Consider the following 20,343-nt stretch of genomic DNA (forward strand, 5'->3'; position numbering starts at 1 on the left):
CAAGGCGTTTCGCCGGCATGTCGCCTGTCGTGCCGGATGTTTCAGTTATGTCTCAATCCGGTTTCAGGTTGTATTCGGTTGCTTTCACACTCGTCTGCCCCGACGACCCCTAACCGCACGCGCCGCGCCGTCTCCCTGCTTCCCTCCAGTATTCCGTCACCCCGCCATCCCGCCCCCGTCTTCACCCGCCAGGGTCGCACCTGCGACAGCGAGCGATGCTGCACCGCCCAAAGTCAACGGCACAAATTCATTCGCCATATAACAAGTGCGCAATTGACCTACGTGAAACATATTTCTGTATAACTTCTCGTGATTATCGAAATATTGAATAATTTTCACCCGCCAATTCGAGAATGTCCTGAGCAACCTCCTTCAGGTGAAGCTAATGCAACTTATGCGATAGGGAGAAATGCCGTACGAATCGCCGTATCGGCGAAAGCCGGGCTGTTTTCATTAACTTTTTAGCATTTGCTCACGCAAGTATTTCAGTGGGGTAGATATTTTGTGTTGCGCTGCACAATGCCGTAACCGATCCATCTCCCGGGGGACTCATTTTGCGACTGGAAATACGCCGTGAAGGATCCCGCCGGCTCGACCGCCTGTCCGTTCGTCGATTGCGAGCCCGCAAAGCGCGGGTTTGATGGCGCCCTGGCGGGTCTCGTCCCCGCCCCCCTTGGCGTGCCGCCGGAAACGGCCAGCTGGCGGCTCGGCGGAAGCCGGTGATGGAAAATACCCGCGACACCCAACTGGATGCGCTGAGAGCCATTGCGGTGACGATGGTGCTGTACTCGCATTTCTTCGCGGCGGGAGGCTCTTCGTTCTGGGGCCATATCGGCGTGCGGCTGTTCTTCGTGCTGAGCGGCTTCCTGATCACGCGCCTGCTGCTGGAAGCGCGCGCGGCCGCCGCGTTTGAAACCGGCCCGGCGCTGCGATCCTTCTACATCAGGCGGGCGCTGCGAATATTCCCACCCTATTTTGCCGTTCTTGGTTTCGTCTGGCTGGTCGACCTGGAGCAGTCCAGGGGATCGCTGGTCTGGCATGCGCTTTACCTCTCGAATTTCTGGTATGCGCTGCACAATAACTGGAACCCCTGGGTGCTGTGCCATTTCTGGAGCCTGAGCATTGAGGAGCAGTTCTATCTTGCCTGGCCGCTGGTCGTCCTTCTGGCCCCACGCCGGCGTTTCGAACAGATCTGCATCGGCGTCATCGCGCTGTCGCTCGTCTATCGCTTCTACTGGCCGCTCACCGCCAACACGGCGCTGGCGCGCGACCTGCTGCCGCCGGCATCCATGGATGCGCTGGCAACGGGCGCGCTGCTTGCCTGCTGGCGGGCCAGGGGTGCGGCCGTGCCGCAATGGATGCGGCTGGGCTGGCCTGCCTTCGCGGTCGCATTCCTTGTCATCGAGTGGTTTGTCCCGGCGCCTGCCGATCCGATGCTGGAATGGGCCCATTGGCTGGTGCGGCAGGTCCTGCCGCTGGTGCCGCTGATGGTCATCGTCGCCGCCTGTTCGAGCGGCCTTGGCGGCACAATCGGCAAGCTTCTCGACCTGCCGCCGCTGCTCGGTCTCGGCCGCATCAGCTACGGCGTTTACCTCTACCATCCGATATTGCTGTCGCTCGCGGTCAAGTCGCAGCCGTGGATTCCGCTCAACGTCTCAGAACAAGGGCCGGGGCGGTTCCTGGTTGCGGGCGCCGCCACGATCGTCGCGGCCTCGATCTCCTGGGTGGTGTTCGAAAGGCCGCTCAGCAGCCTCAAGCGCCACTTCCCCTATGTCGCGCGCGCCCCAAAAGCAGGCGCCGGCCATGCCGGCAGGTTCGCAATGACACCCGACGGTCGCGCGCCAGCGCTCGACCTGCAGCGAACGGATGCCAGACGATGACCGCCGCGCCGCTCGTCTCCGTCGTGCTGCCGGTCTTCAATGCCGGGCCGTATCTCGCCGCAGCAATTGGAAGCATCTTGCGGCAGGACTACGGCCGCCTGGAGGTCATCGCCATCGATGACGGCTCGACCGACAATTCGCTCGAGATCCTCGAGCGATACCGGCAGACCGACAGCCGCATCTCGATCATCTCGCGCGAAAACCGCGGCCTCGTCGCAACGCTCAACGAGGGGCTGGGAAAGGCCCAAGGCGAGCTGGTCGCGCGGATGGACGCCGACGACGTCGCCTATCCGTGGCGCCTGTCGCGCCAGGTGGAGCTGTTTGCGCGGCGGCCCGAGCTCGGCTTCTGCGGCGCCGGCGTCGACATGTTGATCCGCGGCCGCATCGCCAGGGGCAGGCCCGATCCGGTGTTCCAGTTCGGCCAGCTGCCCATATTGGCGATGTTCTTCACGATCTTCATGCACCCGACGGTTGTCTACAACAGGGAGGTCATCGAGAACGACGATCTCTTCTACGACAAGACCTACAGGCACGCCGAGGATTTCGATCTTTTCAGAAGGCTGGCTGGGCGCTACCCGGCCGCCATGATGCCCGAAAACCTGGTCGTCTACCGCACCCATGAGGGGAGCGTGACCCACCGGCACAGCAAGGAAATGCGCAGGACGCATTTGCGCATCGTAGCCGAGAACCTCGAGCGCGAAGGCCTTGCGGAAGCCACGCTGGACCTGCGCGCCATCGGCGATGCGGTCAGCCTCGACACGGTCACCCGCGCGGCCGACTTCATCGTCGCGCTGGAGCAGCGGATCAGCTCGCTGCCGGCCGAGACGCGGCCGACCTTCGCGGCCGGCGCGCTGAACCTGTTCTATTTCCTCTACCAGCTCGTCGCCGACGAAAAGCAGCCGCGGCTGACGCATGAATTGCTGACGCGGACCGCCAAGTGGAACGTCATCCGGCGGCGCGAGAAATATGCATTGCGGCCCGGCGCCTGGGCGCCCTGGCTCAGCCTCGCCTCGCTGTCGGCCGGCAGGCAGGCGGACGCGGTGGAGTATTTCTTCAAATCCGCGCCGGCTGCGGCGGTTCTGGCATCTTATCAGTTGAGTTAGGGGATGACCGTCAAAACCCACCAACCCCTGCAGCGCGATCGCTCGACCTCGCTTGAGCCCGTCCCGGCCGATCCCCGGCCGGAGCGATCGGCGCCGGAGGTCAGCTTCATCATCTGTACGCGCAACCGCGTCGCCGTGCTCGAGGCCTGCATCAAGTCGGTGCAGGCCGCGTGCCGCGCCCATGCCGGCTTCGCGGCTGAGCTCGTGGTCGTCGACAACGGCTCGAGCGACCGCACGGCGGAACGCCTGGCCTGCATCGCCGAAACCTCGGATATTCCGTTCACGGCCGTCAGCGAGCCGCGCCCCGGATTGGCGGCTGCCCGCAATGCCGGCTTGCGGCGGGCGCGGGGCCGTGTGCTGGTCTTCGTCGATGATGACTGCGCCGTCCACCGCAATTATCTCAGCGATCTGGAGCGGCACTATGCGTCCGGGGAACAATGGCTGATCCGGGGCGGCCGGGTCGAACTTGGCGATCCCAGGGATCTGCCGTTCACGATCAAGCGGTCGCGGGTGCGCGAGCGACTGACGCCGGATGTTCATCCCGGCGGTTTCGTGCTCGGCTGCAACATGACGATGCACCGCGATGTCGCGGCCCGTATCGGCTGGTTCGACGAACGCTTCGGCGCCGGCGGGCCATTGCGGTCGGCGGAAGATACCGATTACCTCGTGCGCGCGATGCTGCTCGGCATCGCGGTCGAGTATGTGCCTGATATGACGATCTTCCATCATCACGGCCGGCGGGATCGCAAATCCATCGAAAAGCTCCACCGCGACTACAGCCTCGGCAATGGCGGGCTTTGCCTGAAACATGTTCGCCATGCGCCGTGGCTGCTTCGCCATTTCTACTGGGCCGCGAGAGGCGCTTTGCGGGAACGGGCGGGCGGGCCTGCATTCGATCGCGAGCTGAAGCTGTCGCATTGGCCGATCGTCGCCATGAATTTGCTCGGCGCAGCGAGATTCGCGGTTCTCGTGCTGGCGAGACGGCCGCAGCGGCCCCCCGTGCGGCAAGAACAACACGCAAATGCCGAGGCGAGGTAGGCCACCATAATGCCATTGCTACCGCCAAGCCTGCCGATGCTGTTCCGGACGTTCGGAAAGCGGCAACTGCGCCTGCTTCCGGCCGTGGTGGTGCTCGGCCTGGTCGGCGCTGTGCTGGAGGGGTTCGGCATCGGCCTGATCATCCCGCTGCTGGGCATAATCATGGGACATGGGGATGCGGCCGGAATGGCCGGCTTCTCGGCTGTCCTCCAGCATGTCGGCTCGGGCTTGAGCGAGCGCGACCGGCTTGTCGCCATTTCGGTCGCCATCCTCGGCTCAATCATCCTGAAGAATGTTTTCGCCTTCGCCAACACGCTGCTGACCACCTTCATCTACGGCAAGGCCAGTCATTCGATCCGCAGCGCCTTGTCGGAGCAGCTGCTGAGAGTGGGCTATCCATTCTTCCTGCGGCAGAGTCCGGGACGCCTGCTCAACATCATCTCCAACGAATCCTGGCGGGCGTCGGATGCGATCCAGATCATGCTGTCGGCAATCGTCAGCGCATCGGCCGCCATCATCCTGCTGGCTTTTCTGCTGCTGCTTTCGTGGCGCATGACGCTGCTGGTCACGCTGGGGCTGGCGCTCGTCCAGATCGCGCACGCCATCCTCTCGGCCAATCTGAAAGAACCCAGCCGCAGCGTCGCCTCGCGCAACGGCCACCTCGCGTCACAGATGCTGCATCTGGTGCATGCCGGACGGCTGATCCGCATCTTCGGACAGGAGAGCCGGGAGAAGGCGATATTCGACAAGGCATCCGACGGGGTTCGCCGCGCCTCCTTCGTGCTGCAGGTCCGCCAGGGAGCGCTGCCGCCGCTGACCGAGGTTCTCCACGCCATGCTGTTCCTGGCGGTGGTGGTCGGCGCCTGGCTCGCGCAAGTGAGTTTCCCGCTGATCATAGCCTTTGTCATCCTGCTCTACAGGTTGCAGCCGCATATGCGGGCCCTGCAAGGCTCCTGGAGCCAGTTGCAGGGCCTGAGCGGATCGCTGGAAGAAGTGGCATGGATGCTGGATCCCACCGGCAAGCCCAAGCCTCCGCAAGGCGATGGGCCGTTCCACGGTTTGCGCCAGGGCATCAAGTTCGATGACGTGACGTTCACCTATTCCGGCACGGAGCAGCGTGAGGTGGTGCTGCATGCGGCGACGTTCGAAGTTCGAAGCGGCCGCTCGACAGCGCTGATCGGCCGCTCGGGCGCCGGCAAGACGACGATCGTCAACCTTCTGTGCCGCTTCGTGGAGCCGGACACCGGCGGGATTCTGGTCGATGGATCGCCGCTCGATCAGATCGACGCCAGCCAGTGGCGACGCCATATCGCCCTGGCCAGCCAGGAGCTGGAACTGGTCGACGGCACCATTTTCGAAAACATAACCTACGGCCAGGACGCGGCGACAGCCGGCGACGCCGAGCGTGCCGCAAGACTGGCCGAAGCGCATGAATTCATCGAACGGCTTCCTCTGGGTTACGACACGCTGGTCGGCTACAGGGGTGTCAATCTCTCGGCGGGGCAGAGGCAGCGCATCGCCTTGGCCAGAGCCCTGGTGCGCGATCCCGATCTGCTCATCCTCGACGAAGCCACCAATGCGGTGGATGGACTGTCGGAAGCGGCCATCGTCGAGACCCTGAAGTCGAGAGCCGGCCGTCGCACGACGATCGTCATCAGCCACCATCACAGCACCATCTCGTTCTGCGACGACGTGGTGATCCTCAGCGGCGGCCGGGTGAAAAAGCAAGCACCCTTCGGCGCCCTGGCATCACTGACCATGGACGAGCTTTATCAGCACGAGCCGCTCGACTGAGGCCTCTGAGTCGCCATCCTGCGGCGCGGTATTCTAGATCGCTGCGGCCGGCATCTTCCGTGATCGCGCCAATGCCATGCTGCTCGGAAACGCGATATCCAGCCTTTGCGGCGGACCTGTCGATCCGCCTTGGCCGGCGCCCATCAGGCTACTCTCCCAAGATGAGGCGCCGGCTTTTCTTTGCCCTCGTCGCTTGCCCGCCGAGCCGTCGCCCTTTAGCCGCGACGCCTGCAGCCCGGTGCCACTCGGCGAATGCGCGGTTTTCTTGTTCGCCAACGATCTCGATATCCCCCTCGCCTCACCATCAAGCCCACAGCGCGGATTGCAGTTGCTCGGCACGCGCAAATCCTTGTTCGGCGTCGCCCGCGCGTGATAGCGGTGCGCCCCGAGGGATGGAGCCTCTGGCGCGATGAGGGAGTTTGAACGCGTGAACAACGAGACATTGATCACCGAACTGCGCAACGTAGCCACAACGGTCTGGGACCAGGCCGAGTTCGCCGGCCGCGATCCGGGCTTCGACCGGCGCAATTTCGGCGCTTCCGCGCTGGTGCGACCCACCGATACCGCCGAGGTGGTGGCGTTGGTGAAGTTCTGTGCCGAACATGGATTGAGCCTCGTCGCCCAGGGTGGGCGCACCGGGCTTACGGGCGCGGCCAGCACCGTTGCCGGCCAGATCATTTGCGATCTTGGCGCCATGCACCAGGTTGAGGAGATCGACCCCCTCGCACGCGTCGCGATCGTGCAGGCCGGCACGCCACTCAGCACGCTGCAGGAGGCGGCGCTGGCGCAGGGCCTCGATCCGGGCATCGACCTTGCAGCGCGCGGCAGCTGTACCATTGGCGGCATGGTTTCCACCAATGCCGGCGGCATCATGGCATTTCGCAACGGCACGATGCGCCATCGCGTGCTCGGGCTCGAAGCGGTACTGCCCGATGGCAGCGTGTTTTCTGACCTCACCCGCGTGCTCAAGACCAGCGCCGGCTACGATCTGAAGCATCTGTTCATCGGCGCCGAGGGCACGCTCGGCATCGTCACCCGTGTCGCTCTGAGGCTCGATCCGGTGGCGGGCGCCAGTGCCACGGCGCTGGTCGGCGTGCCGGATGCGGCCAGCGCGCAGCGCATCGTGCGCCATTTCCTCGGCTCCACCGCCACCAGCCTGCGCGCCGCCGAGATCCTGTGGCACCGCTTCGCCGTGGCCATGAACAGGATGCTCGGCTTCGCGCCCGGCCAACTGCCGCTCGACGCGCCATGCCTCCTGGTGCTGGAACTCGGCGCCGACAGCATCGAGGGCGCCACAGCTGCGCTGGAGGAAGGGCTGGCGGCGATCTGGGAGGAGGCCGGCATGATCGACGGGCTGGTTGCCAGCTCGGTCGCCCAGGCCGAGGCGATCTGGCGGCTGCGCGAGGAGACCGAGATGATCGAGCGCATGCACCATTTGCCGCCGTCCTTCGACGTGTCGGTGCCGGGCGGCGACATCGATGCCTATGTCTCGCGCATCGAAGCCGGCCTCAAACGTATCGACGCTTCCTATGCGCCGTACGTGTTCGGTCATCTCGCCGACGGCAATTTGCATATATCTATCAATACTGACGGACCGGTTTCGCATGCGCTGCATGAGGTGATCGAAGACGTGCTCTATGCGGGCTTGCGCGAAAGCGGCGGCTCGTTCTCGGCCGAGCACGGCGTCGGCATCGAAAAGCGCGACGCCTATGAGCGCTACGCCGATCCGGTGAAGCAGGCGCTGGCAAGAGCGATCAAGGGGCTGATTGACCCGAGCAATATGCTTAATCCGGGGAAGGTTATTTCCGATCGGTGACGCCGGCGAGCGGAGGTGATTCCAGGCGGCGGTCCGCCGCCTGGAAGTCGGATGTCAGCGGCCCCAGATGCCCTGGCCATAGCCCGGTGCAGTCATAGCGGAGGTCGCATTGCCAGCTGCGCTGTCGGCAGCGATGCTCTTTGTGACGCTCATGTCGACCGCGCCGGACACCATCGAATGGGTGGTCGGATAGTCGCCAGCGGCAGGGACGAAGTCCGAGCCAAAGTGGTCGCTGCCGGCAAAAGCCATGCTCGAGGCGAACAACAACGAGGCAATGGTAAGAACGATCTTCTTCATTTCAGTTTTCCATCTTTTGAAAGTGGCCTCAACGCGCCGCCCGCACCGCGTTCATGAGGCCGCCTTTTGTTGCTCTTGGGCGAGACCGACCGACCGCATTCCTTCTGGATTTGCGGAGGCAGGTAGCTCAGCGCACGGTCGTCTTGGTCCGGCCGTTCGCTGTTGGGCCGCTTCATAGAGCCCTGGTGTTTGGCCGAGTGTGGGAGCCGGCGTGGTACGAACCGTCGCAAGTGTGGTATTTTGCGTGGAATATGGCCGGGGAGCCCGGGGACTGTCATCAAGGGCCTGCCCGACCCCAGATTACGGCCGGCACCTCTTAGGGCAATGCGGCTGCAAGTGCCGGTGCGTACGCATACTGCCAAGCGGACGGCAGAAGATATTCTTGCCGCAAATTTTCGCAAAGCAAGGAGGCGTCGATGAGCGCAAGGAGCCGATATTTCCATAGCCTGGTGGTCGGCATATGGGCCGGTGTCTTTTGGGCGGATACCGCGCTCGCGCAGGACGCAGGGTGTACGTTCGAGCCGGTGGCGGGTACGTCCCGGCAGATGCTAAAATGTCGGGAAGGCCTTACCATCATCGTGGAAGGTGGCGCTCGTTTTACGCTGGTGGACCGCGATGGAAACGGCAATGCCGATGCGGTCAGATTGCGGCGCAAGGCGCTGCTGCTCGAGACTCCGGCCGGCGCGGTTCCGGGCGGCTTCGTGGTCCTCACCCCGCAGGCGATCGCCGCCGTGCGCGGCACGAAATGGACCGTCGACGTCGGCCAGGGCAAGACGTCCGTCTTCGTCCTTAGAGGTCGTGTCGCCGTGCAAAGGCCGGCGTCCACTGCCGGCGTGGTGCTGGCTCCGGGTGAAGGCGTCGACGTCGAAGCAGGGACAGGCAAACTGACCGTCAAGCGCTGGCCCGCCAAGCGCGTTTCGGCATTGATGGCCCGTTTGGGTCAGTGAGCCGCAATGAGCGGTCGAGCGCTTGCGACGCTGATCGCGCTCATCCTGGCCGGGCTTTGGGGCGCCGGCCTGGGCTACGCGCACTGGCGCGGCAACCTGTCGTTTCTCGATCGCGTCGAAGCGACGATGACCGATCTTCGAACGCTTGCCCGCGGACCGGCAAAGCCGCCGGAGCTGATCACCATTGTCGCCATCGACGACGAGGCGGTGCGCAACGAGGGCAGCTATCCGCTCAGCCGCGCCACGCTTGCCCGGCTTGTCGATACGATCGCGCGCTTTGGGCCGAAAGCCATTGCGCTCGACCTTTTGCTGGTCGATCCCGGAGCAAAGGACGATGACGCGGCGCTGGCGCGTTCGCTGAGCGGCAGTACAAGCATCATCGCAGCCGCGGCGGTCTACCCGGGCGGCAGGCAATGGGCGGTGGCCGAGGGCGAAGGCCCCCTCGCCCGGGTGCCGGACGCCGAGCGGTTTCTGTTGCCCCTGAAAGCGTTCTCGAATGCCGCCGCGGTCGGCGTCGTCAACGTGATCACCGACCGGACGGGAACGCCTCGCTTCGTGCCGTTGCTGTTTCGGGCCGGCGACCAGTTGGAAGCGTCCTTCTCCCTGCGTGTTGCCGCGCTGGCGGAGCGCGAAGAGCCAGCCATTGCGCCCGATCATCTGTCGCTGGGCAGCCGCTCGATCCGGACGGACATCGGCCACATCCTGCCGCTGATGTTCTATGGCCCGCGCGGCACCATCCGCACGATCAGTGCGGCGACCGTGTTGGCGGGCCAGCTCGATCCCGGCATCATCCGAGATCGAATTGTCGTGATCGGAGCGACCGCAACCGGCGCCGGCGATGTCTTCCCGACGCCGTTCGATCCGGTGCTGCCGGGCGTCGAAGTGATGTCGACGGCGATTGCCCATCTGATGACCGGCGACGGAATAGTGCGCGACCAGGACGTACGCCTTGCCGATGCCGGCTTTGCGGTGGTGCTGCCGATGATCCTTGTCGGGCTGCTGGCATGGCGGCGAAGTGCCGTCGGCCTCGCAGCGATCGTCGGCGTGGTCTTGATCTGGTTCGTGGTCAACATGGCCGCCTTCTCACACCATATCTGGCTGAGCGCCGCGCTGCCGATGGCCGCCGCCGTGCCGCCGGCCATCCTGTTCGGGGCAGCACAACTTTGGCTGGGCAGGAACCGGGCCCAGTATTTCGCCACGCAGAGCGAGTTGCTGCAGCGCGTCGAGGCTCCGGGCCTCGGGGAATGGCTCGCCCGGCATGGCGACTTCCTCGCGGAACCCGTGCGGGCAGATGCCGCCATCCTGTTCATCGACCTGTCCGGCTTCACCGGGCTGAGCGAAACATTGGGGCCGAGCGCCACACGCGAGCTGTTGAATGCGTTTCATGCGCTGGTGGACGAAGAGGTCGCGGATTGCGGCGGCGTCGTCACGTCTTTCATGGGCGACGGCGCCATGATCCTGTTCGGCCTGCCGGAACCGGCTCCGGGTGACGCCTTCAACGCTGCCCGCTGTTGCGTCGGGCTCTCCAGCCGCACCAACGACTGGCTCGCCTCGTTGCCGGCAACGACCGCATCCCGGCTTGGCTTCAAGATCGGAGCGCACCACGGAACGATCGTCGCCTCTCGACTCGGCGGCGAAGGCCGCCAGCACATCGCTGCCACGGGCGACACGGTCAACGTTGCCAGTCGCCTGATGGAGATCGCCGCCGACCAGAATGCCGAAGTCGCGGTGAGCGACACGATGCTAAAAGTCGCCGGTCGCGACTGCGCGCTGTTCAAATCCGGTGCGCTGAGAGGACCCGTGGACACACAGATCCGTGGTCGATCCGGCTCGCTGGCAATCTGGTTCTGGCAGAGTGCGGGGGTGCGGCAATAGGCCCGCGATCGATGGCCATCCCTACTCCCCCAAGACCTCCCGATACACCCTCACCTCGCCATCGAGCCCGCGTATCCGCCAGCCCTCCCCGTCCCGCGCCTCGACATGGCACGGCCCGATCGGCACCTTGCCGCCGCCCTCGGGCAGGTCCAGCACATAGACGGGATTGCAGATGCCCGACATCCGCGCGCGCAGGGCAGCGGCCAGCGCCTGGCCCTGCGCAATCGTGGTGCGCCTATGCGCCATGCCGCGCGCGAGGTCGCCGTGGTGCAGGTAATAGGGTTTTATCCCGAGGCGGTACATCAGCTCGCGGCACAGCTCCTCCAGCACCTCGACGCTGTCGTTGACGCCTTTCAGCAAAACGCTCTGGTTGAGCAGCACGAAGCCGGCTTGCCGCAGCGTGCGGCTGGCCACCTCGGTGGCCTCAGTGATCTCGCGCGCGTGGTTGAAATGGGTGACGATGGTGACCATCAGCCGGCCTTGCAGGGCCACAGCCAGCCCAGAGGTGATGCGCGAGGGCAGCGCCACCGGCACGCGGGTGTGGATGCGCAAGAGCCGCACATGGGGGATGGCCTCGATGCGGGCGCGGATTTCGGCCAGCACCTTGTCGGGCAAGGACAGCGGATCGCCGCCGGTCAAGATCACCTCGCGGATCTCAGGATGATCAGCGACATAGGCGAGCGCCGGCTCCAACGCCTCGCGTGTATAGCCGCGGCCGATCGCAGTCAGGGATTCCTTGCGAAAGCAGAACCGGCAATAGACCGCGCATTGATAGGTCGGGAACAACAGTACCCGGTCGGCATGGCGATGCGTCAGCCGCGGCACCGGACTGAAGTCATGATCGGCGATCGGGTCGTCGAGCTCGCCCTCCTGCTCCTGCAGCTCGTCGGGCGACGGGATGACCTGCGCCCGGATCGGGTCGGCAGGGTCGTTCCAGTCGATCAGGTCGAGATAGGCTTTCGGGATGCGCACCTTGTGGTTCGCGGCCGCGGCTTGCGACGCCCCGTGCTCGGCTGGCGACAACGGCAGGGAGGCGAGATCGCGCACATGGCGCACGCCGGCGCGAACGTCGTCCTGCCAGGCGGTGTCGGCGGAGCGCTCGATTGCGTCGTGAAGGTTGGCGTCTGAAGTCATCGGGGTTCTCAGGGCATTTTCCGGCGGAGCTATCGGCCGGATGACCAGTCGGGTCAACCACCGTGGTTGCTGCTGATTGTCACCCATTGCGTTCATCCGCAACCAGGCGCCGGCGCGCTACCCTTCGCGGCCCATGCGGGCCAGGCAGCGGGCCTGGTCGCGCGGGCGGCCAAGCTCCTGATAGCGCGAGGCCGCCTCGTCGAAGGCGGCGAGCGCGCGGATCTCGTGGTTCTGCGCCCGCCGCTGCACGCCGCGCGCTTCCCAGAGGGCGGCCGCCCAGGGACCGCCATGCCACATGCCGGCGATGCGCTCGGCATCGTTCAGGCGGCGGTCGACCTGGTCCAGCTCGCCCGCCTCGGCGAGCGCGATTGCCGAGGCCGTGCGCAGCGCCATCGAACAGGGCTGGCAGGCGCCTGGGGTCAAAAGCCGGTCGCCGGCCAGGATTTCTTCCGCCACCATCTTGGGTGTCGCCGCCGCGCGCACGGCCAGCGCCTGCATGCGCATGATCAGGTGCGGCGACAGCCATGAGCGTTCGGCGTCGGTGAGACCGCGCTGGATGAGCCGGCTGGCACGCCACTTCTGGCCGCGCTCCAGCGCAATCTCGGCCAGCCGCTCGATGGCCAGCACGCGGCCTGCCACCGCATCGGCCTCCAGCAGCAGCCGCTCGGCCTCGGCCAGGTGGCGCTCGGCCTCGTCGAGGTCGCCTGAAAACAGCGCCGCCTCGCCCATCAGCAGGCAGGCAAGCCCGCGGCCGGCTTGCGATCCGGCCTGCTCGGCGACGGTGAGCAGCTCGCGGGCGAGGCCCGCGACTTCGGCATGACCCGAGGCGCTGCACAGGCAGAATTCTGACAGGCACAGGTGACCATCGAAGACATGCTGCACGAAGGCCGGCTTGGCACGAACCCATTCGATGAATTCAGAGCGGAACAGTTGCGGCCACTGCGCCCGCATCATCGAGGCGAGGCCGAGCAGCGCGCTCGCCTCGCCGACTTCGCGCGGCAGGTCGGCGCCGAGCGCCAGGTCGCGCGTGTGCCTGGCGATCTCGCTTGCCTTGTCGAACTCGCCGCTCTGCAGATGCACCAGGCCCCAGGCGAGCGAGGTGCGGATGCGCTCCGACGGGCTGACGGTCTCGGTGCTGGAGAGGGCCAGCGCCTTCTCGTAAAGGGCAATGGTCGCCGCACTCGGCCCGACGCCGAGCTCGGCGTGCAGGTTCTCGCGCAGCTGGTTGAACTGGCGAATGGCCTCGACGCGGTTGCCGGCATCGAGTGCCACTTGCATCAGCGCGCACTGGGCCTGCTCGTCGGCGGGGTCGAGCGCAATCAGCCGCTGCCACAGGCCGCCGGCGCGCAAAAGGTCGCTATAGCGCTGCTGCAGTTGCGCGCGCGGCGTGTCGAGCCATTCGACGAAAAGATCGTCCGGCAACAGCCTGCCGCCATAGAAGTCGGCGGCACGCTCATAGGCGCTCTTGTCACCACCGCGCAGCGCCGCCTTGGCGGCGGCCTCGAAGCTTTCGGCGTCGATCTCGAGCTCGGCATGCGGGGCAAGCGCGACGATGTCGTTGCCCACCTCGATCAGGTCGTGGACGCCGAGCGTGCGGCGCGCGAAATGAATGGCCTTGCGCAGATTGGCGCCGGCCGCCTCGGGATCGGCGTCGGGCCAGAAAATTTCCATGGCCTGCTCGCGGTGGATGGAATGGGCGGGCCTCAGCGCCAGCAGCTTGACCAGGGCCGCGGCGCGATCGCGCCGCCAGTCTGCCGCCGGGATCGGGCGGCCATCGACGCTGACGGCGAAGCGGCCGAGCAGATGGATCGAAACGCGCATGCAGGCACCATCAGGAAAGGACCGGCCCAGGCGGCGCCAGAGCCGTCACCAACGAGGGGGCGTCGGGGAACGCTGGCGGAACATAGATTTCCTAATATGCCCCCGCAATCGAATTCCAACCGGAAAGGAAAGCAACATGTCACTCCGTATCGCAGACATCGCCCCCGACTTCACCGCCGAGACCACTGAAGGCACGATCAGCTTTCACGAATGGCTGGGCAAGGGCTGGGGCATCCTGTTCTCCCACCCCAAGGACTACACGCCGGTGTGCACGACCGAACTCGGCTACATGGCCCGCCTCAAGCCCGAGTTCGACAAGCGCGGCGTCAAGGTCATCGGCCTCTCCGTCGACCCGGTCGAGAAGCATGCCGGCTGGGCCAAGGACATTGCCGAGACGCAAGGGATGGCGCCGAACTTCCCGATGATCGGTGACCCGACGCTCGCCATCTCGCAGCTCTACGACATGCTGCCGGCGTCGGCCGGCAACAGCGCCGACGGCCGCACCGCTGCCGACAACCAGACGGTGCGCAACGTCTACGTCATCGGCCCGGACAAGAAGATCAAGCTGGTGATATCCTACCCGATGACGACGGGCCGCAACTTCGACGAGGTGCTGCGCGTGGTCGACTCCCTGCAGCTGACGGCCAAGCACCGCCTAGCGACGCCGGTCAACTGGAAGCCGGGCGACGACGTCATCATCGCCGGGTCGGTGTCGAACGATGAAGCCAAGCAACTCTACCCGCAGGGCTGGAAAGAGCCGAAGCCCTACATCCGCATCGTGCCGCAGCCGGTCCTGACCTGACATCGGTCAAACTGCAAGGACCTGGACGGCCAGGACTTTGGCGGCGAGGACATGGGTCTCCGCCGCCACGACGGGAATGATCGATCAACCAGCAAATATTCGTGGGGAACAAAGATGAACACCGCAAGCAAACCGCGTATCGTCGTGCTGGGAGCCGGCTTCGGCGGCCTGGAGCTGACGACGCTGCTTTCCGAGGCGATGGGCGACAGCATCGACGTGACGCTGATCGACCAGAGCGATTCCTTCGTGTTCGGCTTTTCCAAGCTGGACGTGATGTTCGGGCTGAAGACGCCGCAGGCCGTGCGCCTGCCCTACAAAAGCTACGCCAAGCCGGGCGTCAGGATGCTGAAGCGCACGATCACAGGGATCGATCCCGAAAGGCGCCGTGTGACCACCAATGACGGCGTGTTCGACGCCGACCACCTCGTGGTCGCGCTGGGTGCGGAATATGATTTCGACGCCACGCCAGGGCTTTCGGGAACCAACGAGTTCTACACCGTGGTGGGAGCGGAGCGGCTGCGCGACGTGCTGCCCACGTTCAAAAAAGGCAAGGCGATGGTCGGCGTCTGCGGGGCGCCCTACAAGTGCCCGCCGGCGCCCAGCGAATGCGTGCTGATGCTGCACGACTATCTGGTCAGGCAAGGCGTGCGCGCGGACTGCGAGATATCACTGGTGCTGCCGCTGGGCAGCCCGGTGCCACCCTCGCCCGAGACGTCGCGGGCTCTGCTGGCGGCCTTTGCCGAACGCGACATCAAGTTCATCCCCAGCCGCCGCGTCGCGTCCGTTGATAATGCCCGCAACGTGGCGGTGCTCGACGACGGCACGGAGATGCCGTTCGATCTCTTCCTCGGCGTTCCCAAGCATCGCGTACCGCCGGTGGTGCTGGAAAGCGGCATGGCCGAGAACGGCTGGATCCCGGTCAATCCGCGCACGCTCGAAACAAAATACGAGAACGTCTATGCCGTCGGCGATGGCGCTAACACCGGCACGCCCAAGGCCGGCGTGTTCGCCGAAGGTGCGGCGCGCGCCGTTGCCACCGGGCTCATCGCAAAACTGCGCCAGAGCGGCAGCGCCTCGCTCTATGACGGCTTCGGCACCTGCTATATCGAGTTCGGCGGCGGTCGCATCGGCAAGGTCGAGGTCGACTTCTTTTCAGGCCCCGCGCCGACCGGAAAATACCACGAGCCCTCGGTAGCGCTGCGCGCGGATAAGGAGACTTTTGGATCGAGCCGGCGCTCGCGCTGGTTCGGCCTCTGAGCCCAGAGGATGCAGGCCGCCCAGGGGCTGAGGGGCCCCCAGGGTGGTCTTGGCTTCTCATCGACCACGAGCGCGATCTTGGGTATCCTGCCGGCCATGACGATGGTCCACGAGGAGGTGGACGCCGCTACGGGAGGAATGCCGCGATGGTTGGAGCTTCGGCCGGCTTGCCGCGCTATGAGGATGCCGTTCAACGCTTTCGCATCGAGGATGAAGTCGCGCGCCTTGCCGGCGACCCCGCGACCGGCATCAACGCCTATGTCGAATGCTGTGGCCGCTACACTGGCCAGAATCGCCTTGCGCTGCGCGCCATCTCCGCTAGCGGGAACTTGAGCGAATTCAGTTTCGACGCTCTCGCCGATCTATCAGGACGCGTCGGCACCCTGCTGCAGGATTTGGGCGTCGGCCCCGGCGATGTCGTTGCTGGCATGCTGCCGCGCATTCCCGAACTGGTGGCGCTCATTCTTGGGACATGGCGCATCGGCGCCGTCTACCAGCCGCTGTTCACCGCTTTTGGCCCAAAAGCCATCGAGCGCCGGCTTGGCTATAGCGGCGCGAAGCTGGTGGTGACCAACCCGGCCAATCGCGGCAAGCTCGACGAGGTCGAGAAGCCGCCGCAAATCGCGACCGTTCTCGGACCCGGCGAGGTGCTGCCCGCCGGCGACATCGATTTCCGCGCCGCCCTTGCCGCCGCCTCCCCCAATTGCCAGCCGATGCTGCGCAAGGGCGACGACCTGTTCATGATGATGTCGACCTCGGGAACGACCGGCATGCCCAAGGGCGTACCGGTGCCGCTCAAGGCGCTGCTGTCGTTTGGCGCCTATATGCGCGAGGCGATCGGGCTGAGGCCTAACGACGTGTTCTGGAACATTGCCGATCCCGGCTGGGCCTACGGCCTCTATTACGCGATCACCGGGCCGCTGCAGCTCGGCATCGCCACCACCTTCTATGAAGGCGCCTTCAACGCCAAAAGCACCTACGACATCATCGAGCGGCTGGGCGTCACCAGCCTCGCCGGCTCGCCCACCGCCTATCGCCTGCTGATGGCGGAAGGGGCCGAGGCCGCCGCCCGCATCAAGGGGCGGCTGAGGGTGGTGAGCAGCGCCGGCGAGCCGCTCAACCCGGAGGTGATCCGCTGGTTCGACGCCCATCTTGCCGCCCCGATCCACGACCATTACGGCCAGACCGAGAACGGCATGATGGTCAACAACCATCACGGCCTGTCGCACACGGTGCGGCCGGGTTCGGCGGGCTTCCCGATGCCGGGCTATCGCATGGTGGTTCTTGACGAGGCCGGTCAGGAGCTTGGCCCCAACCAGCCCGGCATTCTCGCCGTCGACATCGCCAAGTCGCCGCTGCGCTGGTTCAATGGCTATCATCAGGCGGAGACGCCGGCGATTGCGGGCGGCTATTACCGCACCGGCGACACGGTCGAGTATGAGCCGGACGGCTCGGTCTCCTTCATCGGCCGGGCGGACGACGTGATCACCTCGGCCGGCTACCGGATCGGGCCGTTCGACGTCGAAAGCGCGCTGATCGAGCATCCCGCGGTCAACGAGGCGGCGGTGGTCGGCGTCCCCGATCCGCAGCGCACCGAGATCGTCAAGGCCTTTGTGGTGCTGGCGTCCGCCTGGCAGGGCAGCGAGGCGCTCGCCGAAGAGCTGGCGCAGCATGTCAAGAAGCGGCTCTCGGCGCATGCCTATCCGCGCGAGGTCGATTTCGTCACCGAATTGCCGAAGACGCCAAGCGGCAAGATCCAGCGGTTTTTGCTGAGGAAGGCGGAGGTGGAAAAGCGCAAGGGGTGACGCGGTACCAATCTCCTCCTCGTGGGGGAGATCAGCGGCTCCAGCGTCGGCGCTCCCAGTCTTCTTTTGGCCCAATCTTGTCGTCAAATATGCGAACTGTCCTTGGGTAGGGCGCAGAGCGGGGTTTCATCATGCGATTGGTCTGGACATTTCTGTTCGCTCTTGTGAGCACCGCGGCGCTCGCGGCCTCGCCGGAGGACGACTATATCGCCGCGCGCGACAAGGCGATTGCAGCCAGCGCTGCGCAGGAAAGCGCAAACACCGCCATCGAAACCATCGATGCCCAGAATGAGAAGGCTTTGGCCGACCTTCAGCAGCGTCTTTCCGGCATGATCGGCCCGCTGACGGTCAAGGATTTTCCATCGAACGGCACGATCAATCTCGAAAGCCTCAATGCTTCCGATATCGGCTTTGGCATGCTCGACGGGCTGCGATACGCCAACAACGACAACGGCCCGAGCCTCGTGGCAACGACGCGCGGGCTGGCCGAGCGCTGGCTGAAGTCCAAGGCCAACGAGGAAGATGAAAGCCTAAGGCTGCCCGCCGGCATCGACGCGGCGCTGAAGCTCGACGCCTTCTACACCCAGGCCATTGGCAGCGACGCCGCGTTCTCAGGCACGCTCGACTTTGCGCTGAAGAAGCCCGATGGCGCCGACATGGCGTTCGCCCGGCTCGGCGGCTGGACGCAGGACGTCGGCCCGATCTACGAGCAGGAGGTCATCGTCACGCTGGTGAAGGGCGATCGCGTCATGATCGCCGAAGCGGCCGCGGTACCGCCCGTTCCGAAGATCACCGCCTGCGATGCGGTGTGGGCCGCGGCGGACGCTGCCGCCCAGAAATTCCAGGAGACCTACCAGGCCTCGGACCCCAAGGACGAAAAGGCGTTCGATGCCGCCAATGCCGCCTGGGAAAAAGGCGACGGCGACTATCGCGCCTGCATGGCGCAGCACCTGCCTGATGACGCGGCCTTCCCGGCACTGCTTGCCCAGGCGCAGGCGCTTGCCGACAATATGGCGGGAAAGTAGGGCTCGGCGCTTAGCGACACCGGACAGTTTCGCATCTATTCGGAAGAATTCGGAACTATTGATGCCGCCTTTGAGACGCTGGCTCGAGGCTTCTCCAATCTGGGGCCTGCCGTCATGCAGACGGCGCAGGAGCTCAAGGAGGGCGCCATGAACGTCGTCACGTCAATTCCCGAAAGCGATTTGGCTGCCAGCAAGCAGGCGGCGTATGAGCCTCTTTTCAAAAGGCCACTCAGCTTCGAAAGCCTCGAACAGGAACGGCAACACCGGAAGGAAAGGCTTGCCGCCGGTTTCCGCATATTCGGAGCGCTGGGCTTCAGCGAAGGCGTCGCCGGACATATCACGGCGCGTGATCCGGAGTTTACCGACACGTTCTGGGTCAATCCGTTTGGCATGCATTTCGCGCATGTCACCGTCTCCGACCTCATCCGCGTCGACGGCATGGGCGCCGTGGTCGAGGGCACGATGCCGGTCAATGTCGCCGCCTTCGCCATTCATCACCAGATCCACGCGGCGCGACCGGATGTGGTGGCGGCCGCGCACACCCACTCCATCTATGGCAAGGCGTGGTCGGCGGTCGGCCGGCTGCTCGACCCGATCACGCAGGACGCCTGCGCCTTCTACGAGGATCACGTCTTCTTCGACGACACGCGGGTGATGATCACTGAGGCGAGCGAGGCGGCGCGGATCGCCGAGAGCCTTGGCGGCCACAAGGCGGCGATCCTGCGCAACCACGGCCTGCTCACGGTCGGCCAGACCGTCGACGAGGCCGTCTGGTGGTTCATCTCGATGGAACGTTGCTGCCAGGCGCAGTTCCTCGCCGAAAGCGTGGGCACGCCGCTGCAGGTCGACCCGGAAAACGCCCGCGCCACCCGCGCGGTCAACGGCACGGCGCAGGCCGGCTGGTTTCAATGCCAGCCGCTGCACGACCGCATCCTCAGGCAGCAGCCCGATCTGCTTGGGTAGGCCCGCGCGCGATCCGCACATGGCCGACGAAGGCTGACCATCGGCGTCAAACGGCTGATCCATTTGCGACCAGCCGTTTGGCGGCATCGGCCGCGGCGGTGCAATAGCTTCGGTCGCCATGGATCAGGATCATGACCATCGCACCCTCTACCAGCAGGAACAACTCGCGTGCCCGCTCGCCCGGCGATGCCACCTTCGCTTCGGCGAGAAGGGTTGCCAGTTGCCGTTCCATCAAGGCTTTGTGCTGGCGCGCCATCGAGCGTGCGGGATGTCCCGAGAGATCGGCCAGCTCGATTGCAAGCCTGGTAAATCCCGATCCAGCCCAGCGCGGTTTGGCCGACCATGCGGCCAGTCCACCGAACAGCTTGTCGACCAGTTGCTCCGGGCCGCCCGACAGGTCGATGCCATAGGTCTGGAACTCGGCGAACGCCCGTTCGTGCTGTGATGCAAGCACCGCGGTCAGCAACGCGTCCTTGCTGTCGAAGTGATAGTAGAGTGTCTTCTTGGTGACGCCGGCGGCGCTTGCGATCTCATCCATGCCGACGCGAAAGAATCCCCGGCGGCGAAAGAGCTTGTACGCCGCCTGCAATATCACTGGCCTGGTCTGGTCGGACGATCTGGGCACGGGGCTGACGCCGATGAATGTATACTCGCTAGTGAGTTTACATCCGCGCGGCCGCGACATTCAATGGACCAGCATTGGCTAATATTCGTTGGGAGCCGACGATGGACAGGCTGATCACCGCAGCACCTGATCTTGGACGAACCAATGAGGCCGCGGGGTTT

Annotated in this window: 16 protein-coding genes; 12 read left to right on the plus strand and 4 right to left on the minus strand. The window is 65.1% G+C overall.

Annotated features, from left to right (window positions below):
- The first annotated feature begins 722 nt into the window (after positions 1–722).
- The 5 genes from AC1DXU_RS08975 to AC1DXU_RS08995 all read left to right on the plus strand — a co-directional run bounded on the left by AC1DXU_RS08975 (position 723) and on the right by AC1DXU_RS08995 (position 7,631).
- Positions 723–1,880, plus strand: a complete 1,158-nt coding sequence (locus AC1DXU_RS08975) for an acyltransferase family protein (protein ID WP_477367150.1) — start codon at positions 723–725, stop codon at positions 1,878–1,880.
- Positions 1,877–2,983, plus strand: a complete 1,107-nt coding sequence (locus AC1DXU_RS08980; protein ID WP_477367152.1) for a glycosyltransferase family 2 protein — start codon at positions 1,877–1,879, stop codon at positions 2,981–2,983. The genes AC1DXU_RS08975 and AC1DXU_RS08980 overlap by 4 nt, the downstream gene beginning before the upstream one ends.
- A 3-nt stretch (positions 2,984–2,986) precedes the next feature.
- A complete protein-coding gene (locus tag AC1DXU_RS08985) occupies positions 2,987–4,021 on the plus strand; it encodes a glycosyltransferase family 2 protein (protein ID WP_477367155.1) in 1,035 nt (344 codons plus the stop codon).
- A 9-nt stretch (positions 4,022–4,030) separates the two neighbouring features.
- Positions 4,031–5,815: an ABC transporter ATP-binding protein gene (locus AC1DXU_RS08990; protein ID WP_477367158.1), complete on the plus strand. Its 1,785-nt coding sequence runs from the start codon at positions 4,031–4,033 to the stop codon at positions 5,813–5,815.
- A 427-nt stretch (positions 5,816–6,242) separates the two neighbouring features.
- On the plus strand, positions 6,243–7,631 hold the full coding sequence (locus AC1DXU_RS08995) for an FAD-binding oxidoreductase (protein WP_477367161.1): 1,389 nt from the start codon (positions 6,243–6,245) through the stop codon (positions 7,629–7,631).
- A 54-nt stretch (positions 7,632–7,685) separates the two neighbouring features.
- Here the strand turns inward: AC1DXU_RS08995 and AC1DXU_RS09000 are convergent, their stop codons facing one another.
- A complete protein-coding gene (locus AC1DXU_RS09000; RefSeq protein WP_477367164.1) occupies positions 7,686–7,928 on the minus strand; it encodes a hypothetical protein in 243 nt (80 codons plus the stop codon).
- Positions 7,929–8,344: 416 nt separating this feature from the next.
- Here AC1DXU_RS09000 and AC1DXU_RS09005 point away from each other — a divergent pair, with 416 nt between their 5' ends.
- Entirely contained in the window at positions 8,345–8,875 is a 531-nt protein-coding gene (locus AC1DXU_RS09005) for a FecR domain-containing protein (RefSeq protein WP_477367167.1), read from the plus strand.
- A 6-nt stretch (positions 8,876–8,881) separates the two neighbouring features.
- Entirely contained in the window at positions 8,882–10,750 is a 1,869-nt protein-coding gene (locus tag AC1DXU_RS09010) for a CHASE2 domain-containing protein (protein ID WP_477367170.1), read from the plus strand.
- 21 nt (positions 10,751–10,771) lie between these two features.
- Here AC1DXU_RS09010 and AC1DXU_RS09015 read toward each other — a convergent pair whose 3' ends face one another.
- Both AC1DXU_RS09015 and AC1DXU_RS09020 read right to left on the minus strand, forming a co-directional pair.
- Positions 10,772–11,884 carry a KamA family radical SAM protein gene (locus AC1DXU_RS09015; protein WP_477367172.1) on the minus strand — a complete coding sequence of 371 codons (1,113 nt, stop codon included), beginning with the start codon at positions 11,882–11,884 and terminating at the stop codon, positions 10,772–10,774.
- A gap of 117 nt (positions 11,885–12,001) precedes the next feature.
- Positions 12,002–13,705 carry a BTAD domain-containing putative transcriptional regulator gene (locus tag AC1DXU_RS09020; RefSeq protein ID WP_477367175.1) on the minus strand — a complete coding sequence of 568 codons (1,704 nt, stop codon included), beginning with the start codon at positions 13,703–13,705 and terminating at the stop codon, positions 12,002–12,004.
- Positions 13,706–13,841: 136 nt separating this feature from the next.
- Here AC1DXU_RS09020 and AC1DXU_RS09025 point away from each other — a divergent pair, with 136 nt between their 5' ends.
- The 5 genes from AC1DXU_RS09025 (at position 13,842) to AC1DXU_RS09045 (ending at position 19,557) form a co-directional block, all read left to right on the plus strand.
- On the plus strand, positions 13,842–14,507 hold the full coding sequence (locus AC1DXU_RS09025) for a peroxiredoxin (protein ID WP_095091235.1): 666 nt from the start codon (positions 13,842–13,844) through the stop codon (positions 14,505–14,507).
- A 114-nt stretch (positions 14,508–14,621) separates the two neighbouring features.
- On the plus strand, positions 14,622–15,764 hold the full coding sequence (locus tag AC1DXU_RS09030) for an NAD(P)/FAD-dependent oxidoreductase (RefSeq protein ID WP_477367178.1): 1,143 nt from the start codon (positions 14,622–14,624) through the stop codon (positions 15,762–15,764).
- A 146-nt stretch (positions 15,765–15,910) separates the two neighbouring features.
- Positions 15,911–17,569, plus strand: coding sequence for an acyl-CoA synthetase (locus AC1DXU_RS09035; RefSeq protein WP_477367181.1), 1,659 nt, complete (start codon positions 15,911–15,913; stop codon positions 17,567–17,569).
- 131 nt (positions 17,570–17,700) lie between these two features.
- A complete protein-coding gene (locus tag AC1DXU_RS09040) occupies positions 17,701–18,594 on the plus strand; it encodes a hypothetical protein (RefSeq protein ID WP_477367184.1) in 894 nt (297 codons plus the stop codon).
- A gap of 147 nt (positions 18,595–18,741) precedes the next feature.
- The gene (locus AC1DXU_RS09045; RefSeq protein WP_477367187.1) at positions 18,742–19,557 is read left to right on the plus strand and encodes a class II aldolase/adducin family protein; all 816 of its coding nucleotides are present in this window, start codon (positions 18,742–18,744) and stop codon (positions 19,555–19,557) included.
- Between the two features lie 46 nt (positions 19,558–19,603).
- Here the strand turns inward: AC1DXU_RS09045 and AC1DXU_RS09050 are convergent, their stop codons facing one another.
- Positions 19,604–20,242 (minus strand): TetR/AcrR family transcriptional regulator, encoded by a 639-nt coding sequence (locus tag AC1DXU_RS09050; RefSeq protein ID WP_477367190.1) that lies wholly within the window; start codon positions 20,240–20,242, stop codon positions 19,604–19,606.
- Positions 20,243–20,343: the final 101 nt, after the last annotated feature.

This window comes from Mesorhizobium sp. P3_A10, from assembly GCF_056403175.1.

What these genes read in the sequence shown, in the direction of transcription:
- AC1DXU_RS08975 (WP_477367150.1), top strand. Translation starts at nt 723, where the DNA reads ATGGAAAATACCCGCGACACCCAACTGGATGCGCTGAGAGCCATTGCG.
- AC1DXU_RS08980 (WP_477367152.1), top strand. Translation starts at nt 1,877, where the DNA reads ATGACCGCCGCGCCGCTCGTCTCCGTCGTGCTGCCGGTCTTCAATGCC.
- AC1DXU_RS08985 (WP_477367155.1), top strand. Translation starts at nt 2,987, where the DNA reads ATGACCGTCAAAACCCACCAACCCCTGCAGCGCGATCGCTCGACCTCG.
- AC1DXU_RS08990 (WP_477367158.1), top strand. Translation starts at nt 4,031, where the DNA reads ATGCCATTGCTACCGCCAAGCCTGCCGATGCTGTTCCGGACGTTCGGA.
- AC1DXU_RS09000 (WP_477367164.1), bottom strand. Translation starts at nt 7,928, where the DNA reads ATGAAGAAGATCGTTCTTACCATTGCCTCGTTGTTGTTCGCCTCGAGC.
- AC1DXU_RS09005 (WP_477367167.1), top strand. Translation starts at nt 8,345, where the DNA reads ATGAGCGCAAGGAGCCGATATTTCCATAGCCTGGTGGTCGGCATATGG.
- AC1DXU_RS09010 (WP_477367170.1), top strand. Translation starts at nt 8,882, where the DNA reads ATGAGCGGTCGAGCGCTTGCGACGCTGATCGCGCTCATCCTGGCCGGG.
- AC1DXU_RS09015 (WP_477367172.1), bottom strand. Translation starts at nt 11,884, where the DNA reads ATGACTTCAGACGCCAACCTTCACGACGCAATCGAGCGCTCCGCCGAC.
- AC1DXU_RS09020 (WP_477367175.1), bottom strand. Translation starts at nt 13,705, where the DNA reads ATGCGCGTTTCGATCCATCTGCTCGGCCGCTTCGCCGTCAGCGTCGAT.
- AC1DXU_RS09025 (WP_095091235.1), top strand. Translation starts at nt 13,842, where the DNA reads ATGTCACTCCGTATCGCAGACATCGCCCCCGACTTCACCGCCGAGACC.
- AC1DXU_RS09030 (WP_477367178.1), top strand. Translation starts at nt 14,622, where the DNA reads ATGAACACCGCAAGCAAACCGCGTATCGTCGTGCTGGGAGCCGGCTTC.
- AC1DXU_RS09035 (WP_477367181.1), top strand. Translation starts at nt 15,911, where the DNA reads ATGGTTGGAGCTTCGGCCGGCTTGCCGCGCTATGAGGATGCCGTTCAA.
- AC1DXU_RS09040 (WP_477367184.1), top strand. Translation starts at nt 17,701, where the DNA reads ATGCGATTGGTCTGGACATTTCTGTTCGCTCTTGTGAGCACCGCGGCG.
- AC1DXU_RS09045 (WP_477367187.1), top strand. Translation starts at nt 18,742, where the DNA reads ATGAACGTCGTCACGTCAATTCCCGAAAGCGATTTGGCTGCCAGCAAG.
- AC1DXU_RS09050 (WP_477367190.1), bottom strand. Translation starts at nt 20,242, where the DNA reads ATGTCGCGGCCGCGCGGATGTAAACTCACTAGCGAGTATACATTCATC.